This is a genomic window from Geomicrobium sp. JCM 19055, from assembly GCF_000698185.1.
Classification (GTDB): Bacteria; Bacillota; Bacilli; order Bacillales; family Marinococcaceae; genus Geomicrobium_A; species Geomicrobium_A sediminis.
The window spans coordinates 137,145-149,730 of record NZ_BAXL01000009.1 but is presented as its reverse complement, the minus strand read 5'-3'; the positions used below and the strand labels follow the sequence as shown (position 1 = coordinate 149,730).

Below are 12,586 nucleotides of genomic sequence, written 5' to 3'. Positions count from 1 at the left end.
GCGGTGCTAGACTCAAGAAAAAAAGCTCCGATCAAAGTTTCTCTACTTTGATCCGAGCCTAGTTATATTCCGCATGCTTTCAGTCAGTACATGTACGTTTATTTAAGCGTAAATCCTTGGTCTTTCAAAAACGTCGTTACTTGTTGACGGCGAGGTTTGTTCAAATACTCAGCCATATTCTCTCCCCAGCCGGCTGTACGCTTCCCTTTTGTACGACGCTCATAGTATGCGCTCGTCTCTTGTTCGTACGGCTCAAGCCCTTCAGTAATTCGCTCTCCATCATAGCGATCTTCATGCAGTACGACTTCTTTAGGAAAACGTGGTTTTTGACCAGGGTCTTGATCTGGATACCCAAGACAAATCCCCATCACTGGGAATGTATGCTTTGGCAAATCTAAAATGTTTGCAACTTCGTGCAAATCGTTTCGGATTCCTCCGATCATTACGCCACCGAGACCGTAAGAACGGGCAGTAAGCAATGCATTTTGAGCAGCTAATGCAACATCTACCGCACCAACGATGACGTTTTCTGTTTCTTCCATTTCAAATGAAGCGTCCCATTTCTCGTTATTTACTTTATGTTTGTGCCAATCCGCTACGAACACGAGGAATAGGGGTGCTTCTACTACCCATTTTTGACCACCGGTAATTTCTTTAAGTGCTTTGCGCTTTTCTACATCTGTTACACGAATTACCGTATAAGCTTGGACGTGATGGGAACTCGGTGCCCAACGTGCAGATTCAATCAAATCTTGAACAATTTCCTCTGAAACTTCTTCTTGCTTATATTTACGAATTGATTGGTGTGTTTGGATTAGATCTCTTGTTTCCTTCATCATCATTACCTCCCAGGCTTCACTAGCTGTCCTTTTGGTTGATCATTAACAATGTTGCCATCTTCCATCACCGTATGACCGTGAACGATCGTGCGTACAGGCCAGCCGATAATACTCCGACCATCATAGGCAGAGATTTTACTTTTGCTGTGAAGGTTTGCCTTTTGAATCGTACCTTCTTTCTTTAAATCAACAATTGTAATATCTGCATCCGTCCCTGGCATTAACGTTCCTTTTTGATTGTCAATCCCATATAACTTCGCTGGATTTTCAGATAACAGTTGCACGACTTGATTGATCGTCAAACGTCCGGTATGAACTTCATTTAATAGTAGAGGTGCAAGCGTTTCGACTCCACACATTCCAGCTGGTATTTCACTTAAAGATCCAGAATATTTCTCTTCCGCGGTATGAGGTGCATGGTCTGAACAAACGACAGTGATCGTCCCGTCTTGAATACCTTTCCAAATCTCATCTTGGTCTTTTTGTTCTTTTACGAGCGGGAAGATCTTCATGTCACGACCGACCGTTTCATAATCTTCATTCGTTAAAAATAAATAATGTGGACACGTCTCAACCGTGACCTTCTGACCGTTTGCTTTTGCTGCACGAATGGACTCTACGCTTTCTTTTGCACTCACGTGCAACACATGAAAATGGACACCAGCTTCTTTTGCGAGCGACAATCCCGTATTGACCGTTAACGTCTCAGCCAGTGCAGGTCTCGAGCGGAGAAGGGCATCGTATGACTCATCCGTTGGATCCTTTTCTTCACTTAATTGCCGGATTAACTCATGGTTTTCAGCGTGAACAGCAAATACTTGGTCTGTTTTTGCCACTTCTCGCATCATTGCGAACACTTCACCGTCATCGTAAGGTTCAATAATTTGCTCATCTTTGGCATCGACATTATAAAGGAGTTGGAATGTTTCTTGATGAATGCCGTACCCCCAAAAGTATTTAAATCCAATAACACCACGCTCAGAAAGTTCTGCAAAAGCATGACGATTTAATGGCCCTAAACAAATGCCCCATAGTCCGTAATTTACGACCGCTTTTTCATTTAAGTTCTCAACTTGTGCATCAAATGTGCCTTGGTCTTTCACTGGTGGTGTCGTATTTGGCATTTCAAAAATCGTCGTAATCCCTCCAGCTGCTGCAGCTTGAGTTGACGTATAAAAATCTTCTTTATGTGTTGGACCAGGATCCCTAGAGTGAACATGCGTATCAATGAGGCCAGGCAAGACGTATTGACCTTTTGCGTCAATCACTTCCACTGCTTCACGATCATCTTCAGGCTCAGTTACGGCACTAATTTTACCATCTGTTATGTAGATATTTCCAAGAAAAGACGCTTGTCCATTCACAATTGTTCCATTTACAATTTTCGTATCATACATCACGTTTCCCCGTCCTCCATAATAAAAGCCGCGACCTTCTCATAAAGGTAGCGGCTTCTCGTTAGTTTACGTCCTTATAAACACGACTTCCGACCGCTTTTCTTTGCTTCTGATACTTTCCATCATATGGAGCAGATGCATGTTGGTCCATACGAGCGAAAACGAGTTGAGCAATTCTTCTTCCCGATTTCAAACGGATGGGCAAGCGATTGGCATTGTATAGTTCCAATGTAATCTCACCTTCAAAGCCTGGATCGACCCATCCTGCATTTTGAATAAATAAGCCCATGCGACCAATTGAACTTCGTCCTTCAACAAAAGCCGTTAGATCGTTTGGAAGCTTAATGTATTCTTTCGTCGTCGCAAGTAAAAATGAGTTCGGTGGAACGATCACTTCATCTGCTTCAAACTCTACATACTGCGCAGGTGCGTCTAATGCAATAGACTCGATGGCGTTTTCATCGATCTTTAAATAGTGAGTGCCGAGTCGAATATCGACCGATGCCGGCTGGATTTGAGCCTCATCAACCGGATCAATTCGTAGTTCATCTGCGGCCATCATCTTCTTAATAGTTGTGTCAGATAATATCAACGCGTCTTACCTCCTGAAATTACTATCCCAATTATACCTGATCTGCTCGTGAAAAAAAACAAAAATCAGTAGCTAATCGTTAGCTACTGATTGGAGGTTTCACAGCTTCGAAATTACATTCTAGTTCATACCCATGTTCAGAGATCGTATTACCCGATTGATACTTCACAATCCAGTCATTGTATTGACTCGTTAATGTATGAAAAGCATCCTCGTCTTTGTCATCGAGAGCCTTGTCAATGAGCCGTTCAAATCGAGCCTTCGTAAACTCGTATACAGAGTACTCCAACATCATGCGTGCGTAGAGTGATTGTAGCACTTGTCTCGGTGCTCGATATCCTTGACGGATCATTTTCAATTTCTCAAAGAGTTCGTTCTCGTAAGTTGAACCTGCCATTGATGCTCCCTCCCTATTCTCTTCATCATTTTTTTTAAACGGAGTATGAAACGTTCATCCTTGCCAGTCAATACCCTTATTCCGACAATTTCAAACATTGATCAAGAAAGGTGTGCTGTTATTTTATTTGACTTTTGTAGCTTTCATTCCTGCTTTTTTTGATCAATTTTTTTATTTCCTTTGATTCCCGGTTGTAAATGCGAACGTGTATTCGTATACTAATCATACGAGTTGGAAAAGGAGACGATCCTATGCCACTACAAAATGACGACCTCACGCTCATCCATTATGCGATTATCTTACCGCTCGTTAAACGGTCTTTCGAAGAAAATCTGCAGCAAGTGCCCGAGATGTTCCGAGTACATGAACCTTACATCGAATTGATTGATGAAGCTCTTTCCCTTTTACACCTTGACTTACGCCAGCTAAAAAAAAGAACAGCATTCTCGTAACTTACGCATTTACCGAATCGATTCTGATGAAACGTTCTCAAGTTACGGATACGTTTGCGGTCGATATGAAGGTCAAAACCGATACGTAAACGCAAACTTGAAGCGACAGACGAGTGAATGCATGAGCTTGTATCTTCATGGCAAACGAGTCGAAGATTTAATGACGAGCCACTGAATGCACCGGTAACTAGCGTACATGAGCAAGAACAAGAGCAACGAAACGAGTTGTAGTACGAAAATGTAATACGGCCAAGGACCGAACCAATCGAACGGAGTAGGGCTTGGCGGTTTCGTCATTAAATACATGTAATTCGCATTAGGAATAATAAGGTTTATAACAAAAACGACTGCGGCATACGCATTTAAATATCCCCAAACGATTACCACCGACCGAAGCGTGAACTCGGTTCGATGAACGACGAGTACGTAATATGCGGCTACGATAACGAGACCGTGCGTCAAAAAGAAATGAAAAAAACGAAAGTGCGGAAAGCCAAAATTCCCAATGTCCGGTGTAATCATCGTTAACAGCGCACTGCTCACTCCAGCAAAGAACGTCACTTCAAACCAGCGTCTATGAAGAGTGAGCAACATCATCACAGCCGTAATCCACGTAATACTGCTCAAATGCAAAGGCAATGCAAAATGAGCTCCCCACTCACCATTTACGACATACCATGTCTGATACATCACTTCTAAAATGATCAATGTTGCAACCATGCCTAGACGCAAGGAACGATCGACGCCTTTGTTCGTTCGAATTGAACGACGCGCCTTTGTAATGCAACTACAAATGATCAAAAGACCAACCAGTATTGCAACATGCGCTGGTCCAAACCACACGAAATCAGGGGTTTGCCCAGAATATTGAAACCAAGACACCAAATCGCCTACCTTTAACTCAGCGAAACTTTATCAGTTTGCTTTTGTTCCACTTCTTTAAACAACTCCGTCATCGTTTTCATTCCGAAACGAATGTCATCATCGGTCGCATGGGTATAATTCAATCGCAACGTATTGTATTGAGGTGTCCCTGCATAAAACGGTGCACCTGGAACATACGCAATCCCTCTTGAAACCGCTTCTTGAAGCAATTCCTCTGTGTTAATTTGCGGATCTACTTCCAGCCATAAGAACATCCCACCTTCTGGCTCAACAAACGACATCGTTTCAAGTCCAGATGAACGTAGTGAATCAACCATAACGTCTTTGCGATGACCATACAATTTACTAATCGTTTTGATATGCTCATCTAAGTCGAAATTCATACAAAGCTCATACAACGCTTGGTGAGCAAGTGAATTCGAATGAAGATCGTTCGCCTGCTTCGCTTGAGACATCATACGAATGATCTGATAAGGACCAACTATCCACCCTGTTCGAAGTGCAGGAACGGCCGTCTTAGAGAACGTACTCGTATAGACGACATGTGTTCCATCATCAAGTGCCGCCATTGGCGTATAGCCACCTGGTGTGTACTGAATATCACCATACGGATCATCTTCAAAAATGACGAAATTCTGTCTGTGAGCAAGTCGAACGAGCGCTTCTCTTCGCTCAAAACTCCATACACGGCCAGTCGGATTTGAAAACGTAGGAACGACGTACACAACTTTCGGTCGGTATGCTTTCACTTTTTCTTGCAAATCTTCAAAATCCATTCCGAACTCATCACAACGAATTGGTACGATCTTTGCCTCATACGATTGAAACACTTGCAACGCAGCTAAATACGTCGGTTCTTCTGTAAAGATGACGTCACCCGGTCCAATCATCACACGAGAAAACAAGTCAATCGCTTGTTGTGAGCCTGTCGTGAGTAACACATGATTTGGTGTAAATCCGCTAATTTGCTTCTTTTTCATTCGTTCAATAATGACTTCTCGTAACGGATAATACCCTTCCGTTTCCCCATATTGCATCGCTTTCTTTCCTTTAGATAATGCGCGACGAAACGAATCTTCAATCGCCTCTACAGGAAACAATTCATCATCAGGAAGCCCCCCAGCAAACGAAAGAACGTTTCCTTGATTGACTACTTTCAAAATATCTCGCACCGCAGATGACTGCAAATGACGTACTCGTTTTGCAAAGGCATATTTCATGTTAAGACCCGTCTCCTTAGTTGTCTTTTTTTCACAGTAGTTTGTAAAAGTCCTTTTATTTTAGCTCATTTGACAAAAAAAGTCAATGAATTCAAGCAACAATCTCTCCTGCTTTTACGCATACAAAAAGGCCTGGCAGCTCACCAGACCTTCTTTTTATAGAAATTGCAATAGCGTCGTTGCAATCGAAAAGTAAATTGTAATTGAAACGATATCATTAAATGTCGTAATAAATGGCCCAGATGCAATTGCAGGGTCTAATTTGAACTTGTTAATTACAAGCGGAACGATTGATCCAACAACCGCTGCCATCGCTAAGGATACGAGTAATGACACGCCAACAATTCCAGCTAAATAAAGACTATCATCAAAAAAGATCGGAATGATTAATAAAAGTACGATTGCACAACTTAGCCCGATCAATAGACCCGTACCAAATTCACGAACGAGCGCACGCATCAATCCTTTTTTTCTCGAAGTTGCCAAGTGCTAGACCACGTACAACAATCGCAAGCGATTGTGTTCCGACGTTACCCGCTGAACCCATGAGCATCGGAATAAACGCAGACAGTAAGACGACTTGCTCGAGCGTTTCTTCAAACGAACCAATGATTCCTGCTGTGATCATTCCAAACAACATGAGAAGAATAATCCAAGGCGAACGCTTTTTAGCTGCCTGAAACGCAGTAATGTTGACATCCGTCGCACCACGAGTAGCTGAGAACTCGGCCAAATCTTCGGTCGCTTCTTCTTCTAATACATCCATGACATCATCAACGGTTACAATCCCTAACAGTTCCTCACTCGTTGACACGACTGGTACTGCAAGAAAGTCGTACTTCTTAATGAGTTGCGCTACATCTTCTTGGTCTTCATTAACATGCACAGAGACGACGCGACGACTCATCACGTCACCAATTTTGGCATCGAGCTGCGCAACCATTAAGTCACGAAGGGAAACAACCCCAGTTAATTTCTCTTCTTCATCCACAACATATAAATAATAGATCATTTCCGCATCAGGCGCTTCATTGCGGAGTCGATCTAATACCGAATGTACAGTTTCCAACTCATGCAAGTTGACAATTTCCTTCGTCATAATTGCACCAGCGGTTTCTTCTTCGTACGTTAATAATTCTTGTACGTCTTTTGCATCTTCATCGTCCATCGATGTCAAAATGCCTTGACGTTGGTCTTCTTGAAGCTCCCCTAGAAAATCAGCGACATCATCGGCGTTCATATGATTAAAAACGTCGCCCATCTCTTGGTCTTCCCAGTCATTCACGACATCTTTTTGTTCTTCAAGTTCAAGCTCTTCGAAGATGTCGGCAAGTTCTGATGGCGTCATCAATTTGTAGAACTTTTCTTTTTGTGCTTGATCCATTTGTTGAAACACTTCAACCTGGTCAACCGGGTGTAGATCTAAGAACTTTAAGCGAAATACCGTCGTTTGTTCTGCTTCAAGTAATTCCAGTAAATAGCGGCTGTAGGCAGCGCGAGTTTCTTCATTTAATTTAACCATCGCTAAACCTCCTAATCAGCCGTACCTTCACGTATAAGGTGAGGGACAGCGATCTTCTTAGTTGTTATCCAATACCTATCTTCATCATCAACACTCTTCATCCTGGGACGCAACGTTCCCTCACCTCCTTTATAAGTTACCAAAACTCTATTCTACTCATACAAAAAAGCCATCTTCTACGAGAAGACGGCTCACCAAAGTTAAGCATGCACAACGTGCAGCTTTTTCTTATATACGTCTCCGTCGTAGAGCTTTAGCACTGTACGGCATAGGACCATTGCCAGCTACATTAAAAATTACCTTAGCTCGATAATTCCTGTTCACCCATTGGCGTCTTTGGACATTTTTGGGCAGCAGCATATCTCCGTACAGGAGCCTCACCTAACGAGGTTGTTTATGAAATTCATACCGTTTCCGACTATACCTTTGTCTAAGAAAACTGTCAACCATAAATGTAATAAATCTCCTCAACATGAATTGCTTACCCGTTCTCCGCTCATAATAAACCTGATAAGGAGGCGAGCGATGAAACGAAAACGCACGTTAAGCAATGATTTCGAACAAAATGTCGAGACGTTAAGCAAAGAATTACGTGTTGATAAAAACTTCGACCTCGTTCAACACAACTTTCAAATTGGCGACATCAAACTCTGTATGTTTCTCGTTGACGGCTTCGGAAACGATTTAGCAATCATACACACATTAGAAAATCTATCACGACTCGATGGCATTAAAGATAATGTGATGGCTCACCTTGAGCATCGATTTATTCCTCAATCAGAAATTGAACGTTCAAATGATCTTGATGAAATCTTAACGAATGTCCTTGCAGGTCAGAGCGCATTGCTCGTAGAAGGTTACGACGAAGCGCTTATGATTGACGCAAGGGAATATCCCGTTCGTTCTCCAGAAGAGCCTGACCTCGAGCGTGTTGTACGAGGACCACGTGACGGATTTGTGGAAACCCTCGTTTTTAACAGTGCCCTCATCCGAAGGAGATTGCGAGACCCTTCGTTAATTATGGAACATGTGCAAGTTGGAACCCGTTCAAAAACTGACATTGTGATCGGTTATATTAGTTCCGTTGCAGATCCAGAGATCGCCAAGCGCTTAAAAAAAGAAACTAAAATCCGTCAATATTGATGGACTCACAATGGGTGAAAAAAAACCCTTGAAGAATTTCTGTTCAAAGAATCACTTTCCCCTTATCCGCGCGTTCGCTACACAGAGCGACCTGATACGGCAGCCACTCACATGTTAGAAGGTCATGTCATTATCATTACGGATGGCTCTCCAAGCGTCATGATCTTCCCAACAACCTATTGGCATCATATGCAACATGCTGAAGAATACCGCCAAGAACCGATCGTCGGTGCGTTTTTACGCTGGGTACGAATTATTGCAGTATTTTTTTCGATCTTTTTATTGCCAGGTTGGTTCCTGCTTGAAGAATATGCAGCTCTTGGACCGACAACGTGGGATTTCATCGGGGTAAGTGATGATTATACGATTCCGATTTTTGTCCAAGTCTTAATCGCTGAATTCGGCTTAGAAGTATTACGTATGGCAGCCATTCATACGCCAAATGCGTTAGCAACAGCACTCGGTCTCGTTGCAGCGATTCTCATTAGTGAAATTGCCATTGAAGTCGGAGTTTTTACAGGAGAAGTTGTTCTTTATACAGCCGTCGTAGCGATGGCTGGTTATGCAACGCCAAGTTATGAGATGGGACTATGCAACCGAATCATTCGCCTCGTCTTAGTACTGAGTGTCGGGTTCTTTGGACCGATTGGATTTATGGTAACTTGCATGTTCTTCTTGATCACACTTGTCAAAACGAAAACGCTAAACACACCTTACATGTGGCCTTTTCTCCCATTCAATGCACGTGCTGCTGCTGACTTCTTATTCCGAATTCCACAGCCATACAAAAACAATCGACCATCCATTGTGAACCCGATGGATAAAAAAACGACAATCCTAAACAAAACGAGCTGTATGATCAGCTCGTTTTGTTCGTTTATCTATTGTTTCGTTCGATCATATTGCAAATAAGCAACCGTCGTCGCTAAATAATCTTCAAATCCATACTTACCGTCGGCACCGCCAACACCAGACTTTCTCCAGCCAGCATGATAACCATGAATCGCTTCATCATGCTCACGATTCACATAAACTTCTCCAAAGTTTAGTTCATTGATCGCTCGCATCATTTCATTGTAGTCATTCGTAAATATTGAAGAAGATAACCCGTACTCCGAGTCATTCGCCCAGTCAATCACTTGATCTAGGGTTTCATACGACGTAATCGGAAGAACTGGTCCAAAGATCTCTTCTGTCATAATCTTCATCTCATGCTTCGCATTTGTAATGACTGTCGGTTCAAAGAAGAATCCTTTGCGATCTGTGACTGCATGTCCACCAACAACAATCGTTGCGCCTTCTTCTTTCGCTTCTTGAACCGCAGATACGACATCATCCAATTGATCTTGACTAATGAGTGGCCCCATTTCAACGGACGAGTCTTTTAACGGATCACCATACTTCACAGCTTTCATCCGCTCAGCCATTTTCTCGTTAAACGTGTCAATAACACTCTCTTGAACGTACACACGCTCAGCGTTCGTACATACTTGACCCGTATTCACGATTCTAGATTGCACAATATGCTCAACCGCTTCATCTATATCCGCATTTTGCGTAACGATGACAGGAGCTTTACCACCTAGTTCAAGGTTCACTTTCTTTACGTTGGTAGCTGCGGCTTCCATCACTTTTGAACCTGCTGGGAAACTCCCGGTCATCGTAACGAGACTCACTTTCTCATGAGCTGCAATTGCATTGCCGACTTCTGAACCTGAGCCTGGCACGAGTTGAAACAATCCTGGCGCCAAACCTAATTCATGTACGAGTTCTGCAAATTTATACGCCGTTAGTGGCGTTTCTGTACTCGGTTTGATGACAACTGAACAGCCTGCTACAAGAGGTGGAATAACCTTTCTTAGCATTACAAATACTGGGAAATTCCAAGGAACGATGCCACCCACAACACCGATTGGCTTCTTCAAAACGAGAAGCATCTCGTTTTCTCGTTCACTAGGTAGCGTGTCACCTTCCATACGTAATCCAAAGCCTGCCATATAGTGACAATACTGAATGGACTTGTCAATCTCTCCTCGTGCATAATCCATCGTTTTTCCTTGTTCTTGCACGAGCAAACGAATCCATTCTTCTTTATCTCGTTCAATAGCCTCGCCGATCTTCCTTGCAACTTCCGCACGCGTAGCACCTGACTCTTTCGCCCATTTTTTTTGCGCGGTAAAGGCACCATCGACCGCTCGGTCAACATCCTCTTTCGTTCCTTTCGGCACTTCACCAATGACTTCTTCTGTTGCCGGGTTTAAAACCGTGATTATTTCATTTGATGTACTTTCTACCCAATCGCCATTTATATATAGTTTATTCATGATTTGCCACTTCCCTTCATGCCGTTCTTTTTCCCGATAGAAGAAACTTTTACACATCAAATGTGGAAATGCTATAGTTAACCTAGCACGTTAGAAATGAGGATGCATGTAACCATGAATGAACTACAAAAGCTACACAGCACAAAGCGCTTCACCATTGTCCTCTTGTTGATTACATCGCTTTTCGCTTTACTCACAGCGATTGTTGGCATCTATGAGTACACATCACTTCAATCTCTTCCTTCAGAAAATAGTGCGGATTCAATCCCTCACGATTTGAGAGAAACACTCGGACAAATGACTTTATTTGTCATTTTTCCTCGACTCGTATTATTTCTTATAACAGCGGTCGTTTTTTTTACGCTGGACATACTTAGTATTTAGTGCAGCGAAGAAGAACCTTGAAGACGGTGAAGTGAACAACGCCGGTTGGATCGTTACTTTTTTCATTATCCCGTTCATGAACTTCTTCTTGCCACTGCTTGCGTTTCTCGATGTTTCAAAGAAAATGGCAATCAAGCAACTCGGAGAAAAAGATAAGAAGCAGAATTCTCTCATTATCTTTTGGTGGGTATTTTTCCTCTTCTCTATGTTGATGACGATGTCAAGTGGGTTCTTCACCGTCGAGAATGCAACGATTAGCATGATTCAAAATGATGCACTCACAACAAGCTTGTCTGAGTTTACCTTGTTTATTGCAGGAATCTTAGCCATCTTTGTTGTTCGCAACTTAACGAACCAACAATCTAATCGCACGTAGGGGGAATTTACAATGAAACACGTGATCATTACTGGCGCATCAAAAGGACTCGGTTTTGCACTTGCAAAACAATACGTTGAAGAAGGTGCTGTCGTCCATACGCTCTCTCGCTCTGAAGTCTCACTTAAAGACGTGAATGCTCACCAAGTTGACATCGGTCAGTTAGATCAATTAGAGCACGTTATGACGACGATCTTTGATCAACTCCAAGGCAACGTTACAGAGCTTTTACTCATTAACAATGCAGGGGTCGTTGAACCTGTCGGTCGCGTCGGTTCTCTACAAAATGAAGAGATCGCGAGCCATTTCACCGTGAATTTAACGGCACCTGTTATTTTGGCGAACCTGTTCGTGAAACTTAGTGAATCCTATTCCGCACCAAAAACTGTCCTCAATATCAGCTCTGGTGCTGGAAGAAGCCCTATGGACGGCTGGAATGTTTATTGTAGCGGGAAGTCTGGTCTGGATATGTTCACGAAAACAGCTGCGGTTGAGCAAGAAGAAGCCACAAACCCGATTCGTTTTTATTCCTTAGCACCGGGAATTATCGATACGAATATGCAATCAACGATTCGCAGTGCAGATCAAAGTCGTTTTAAACACGTTGATAAATTTAAGGCTTATAAAGAAGATGGTAATCTTGTAAAACCTGAAGTTGTGAGTGACCGCATCATCCATGGTGTTCTAAAAGACTCCCATGAAAATGGCGCATTGCTAAGCATCCGTGATTACCTATAAAATAAAAAAGATTGAGCTAGGCACATATTACCTGCTCAATCTTTTTATTTTTACGTTCTCGTCTTATAATGAAATATAACGTAATCGCAGCAAGGATCATTGCCCCAACCATCGATGAGATATTTGCAACAATATAAGGAATCGTACCATCTTCTTCATTATTTCCTTGCGCTGTAAATTCGGTCAGTTCGTTTGCATAAGCGTCAAACGAAGGAAGTAGTAGAAACAATATAGCTACACTACTTACTAAAAAGAATACTTGTTTCAACGTATGGCACTCCTGTTCGTGGAATCTCTTCTCATTTTAAACGCTAATC

The 12,586-nt window shown here is 42.5% G+C and carries 14 protein-coding genes, 1 pseudogene and 1 riboswitch; of the genes and pseudogenes, 5 read left to right on the top strand and 10 right to left on the bottom strand.

Annotation, left to right across the window (positions count from 1 at the left end):
* Nucleotides 1-98 precede the first annotated feature (98 nt).
* The 4 genes from nfsA to JCM19055_RS09800 form a co-directional block, all read right to left on the bottom strand.
* Nucleotides 99-836, bottom strand: coding sequence for an oxygen-insensitive NADPH nitroreductase (gene nfsA, locus JCM19055_RS09815; RefSeq protein ID WP_265182000.1), 738 nt, complete (start codon nucleotides 834-836; stop codon nucleotides 99-101).
* A 5-nt stretch (nucleotides 837-841) separates the two neighbouring features.
* Entirely contained in the window at nucleotides 842-2,236 is a 1,395-nt protein-coding gene (allB, locus tag JCM19055_RS09810; RefSeq protein WP_042359616.1) for an allantoinase AllB, read from the bottom strand.
* 61 nt (nucleotides 2,237-2,297) lie between these two features.
* Nucleotides 2,298-2,828 carry a dCTP deaminase gene (gene dcd / locus JCM19055_RS09805; protein WP_042359596.1) on the bottom strand — a complete coding sequence of 177 codons (531 nt, stop codon included), beginning with the start codon at nucleotides 2,826-2,828 and terminating at the stop codon, nucleotides 2,298-2,300.
* A gap of 79 nt (nucleotides 2,829-2,907) precedes the next feature.
* The gene (locus JCM19055_RS09800; protein ID WP_052366171.1) at nucleotides 2,908-3,225 is read right to left on the bottom strand and encodes an IDEAL domain-containing protein; all 318 of its coding nucleotides are present in this window, start codon (nucleotides 3,223-3,225) and stop codon (nucleotides 2,908-2,910) included.
* A gap of 251 nt (nucleotides 3,226-3,476) precedes the next feature.
* On the opposite strand from JCM19055_RS09800, the gene JCM19055_RS09795 reads away from it, so the two are divergent.
* Entirely contained in the window at nucleotides 3,477-3,677 is a 201-nt protein-coding gene (locus tag JCM19055_RS09795) for a hypothetical protein (protein ID WP_042359595.1), read from the top strand.
* A gap of 135 nt (nucleotides 3,678-3,812) precedes the next feature.
* Here JCM19055_RS09795 and JCM19055_RS09790 read toward each other — a convergent pair whose 3' ends face one another.
* The 4 genes from JCM19055_RS09790 to mgtE all read right to left on the bottom strand — a co-directional run bounded on the left by JCM19055_RS09790 (nucleotide 3,813) and on the right by mgtE (nucleotide 7,304).
* On the bottom strand, nucleotides 3,813-4,559 hold the full coding sequence (locus tag JCM19055_RS09790; protein WP_052366170.1) for a TIGR02206 family membrane protein: 747 nt from the start codon (nucleotides 4,557-4,559) through the stop codon (nucleotides 3,813-3,815).
* A 14-nt stretch (nucleotides 4,560-4,573) separates the two neighbouring features.
* Complete coding sequence (locus JCM19055_RS09785; RefSeq protein ID WP_042359593.1) at nucleotides 4,574-5,782, bottom strand: PLP-dependent aminotransferase family protein; 1,209 nt, start codon at nucleotides 5,780-5,782, stop codon at nucleotides 4,574-4,576.
* A gap of 156 nt (nucleotides 5,783-5,938) precedes the next feature.
* Nucleotides 5,939-6,268 carry a magnesium transporter gene (locus tag JCM19055_RS29235; protein ID WP_265181999.1) on the bottom strand — a complete coding sequence of 110 codons (330 nt, stop codon included), beginning with the start codon at nucleotides 6,266-6,268 and terminating at the stop codon, nucleotides 5,939-5,941.
* Nucleotides 6,222-7,304: a magnesium transporter gene (gene mgtE / locus JCM19055_RS09780; protein WP_265181998.1), complete on the bottom strand. Its 1,083-nt coding sequence runs from the start codon at nucleotides 7,302-7,304 to the stop codon at nucleotides 6,222-6,224. The genes JCM19055_RS29235 and mgtE overlap by 47 nt, the downstream gene beginning before the upstream one ends.
* 231 nt (nucleotides 7,305-7,535) lie before the next feature.
* A riboswitch (M-box (ykoK) riboswitch) is annotated at nucleotides 7,536-7,700 on the bottom strand.
* Here mgtE and JCM19055_RS09775 point away from each other — a divergent pair.
* A pseudogene (locus tag JCM19055_RS09775) lies at nucleotides 7,701-9,359 on the top strand (spore germination protein).
* Here the strand turns inward: JCM19055_RS09775 and aldA are convergent.
* Nucleotides 9,329-10,771 carry an aldehyde dehydrogenase gene (gene aldA, locus JCM19055_RS09770; RefSeq protein WP_042359614.1) on the bottom strand — a complete coding sequence of 481 codons (1,443 nt, stop codon included), beginning with the start codon at nucleotides 10,769-10,771 and terminating at the stop codon, nucleotides 9,329-9,331. The pseudogene JCM19055_RS09775 and the gene aldA overlap by 31 nt on opposite strands.
* A 114-nt stretch (nucleotides 10,772-10,885) precedes the next feature.
* Between aldA and JCM19055_RS09765 the strand changes: the two genes are divergently transcribed.
* The 3 genes from JCM19055_RS09765 to JCM19055_RS09755 are packed head-to-tail and all read left to right on the top strand — an operon-like array spanning nucleotide 10,886 to nucleotide 12,269.
* Nucleotides 10,886-11,155 carry a hypothetical protein gene (locus JCM19055_RS09765; protein ID WP_042359592.1) on the top strand — a complete coding sequence of 90 codons (270 nt, stop codon included), beginning with the start codon at nucleotides 10,886-10,888 and terminating at the stop codon, nucleotides 11,153-11,155.
* A gap of 31 nt (nucleotides 11,156-11,186) precedes the next feature.
* Nucleotides 11,187-11,531 (top strand): DUF4328 domain-containing protein, encoded by a 345-nt coding sequence (locus tag JCM19055_RS09760; protein ID WP_042359591.1) that lies wholly within the window; start codon nucleotides 11,187-11,189, stop codon nucleotides 11,529-11,531.
* A gap of 12 nt (nucleotides 11,532-11,543) precedes the next feature.
* Complete coding sequence (locus JCM19055_RS09755; RefSeq protein WP_042359590.1) at nucleotides 11,544-12,269, top strand: (S)-benzoin forming benzil reductase; 726 nt, start codon at nucleotides 11,544-11,546, stop codon at nucleotides 12,267-12,269.
* A 16-nt stretch (nucleotides 12,270-12,285) separates the two neighbouring features.
* Here JCM19055_RS09755 and JCM19055_RS09750 read toward each other — a convergent pair whose 3' ends face one another.
* The gene (locus JCM19055_RS09750) at nucleotides 12,286-12,537 is read right to left on the bottom strand and encodes a hypothetical protein (protein WP_042359589.1); all 252 of its coding nucleotides are present in this window, start codon (nucleotides 12,535-12,537) and stop codon (nucleotides 12,286-12,288) included.
* Between the last annotated feature and the right edge of the window lie 49 nt (nucleotides 12,538-12,586).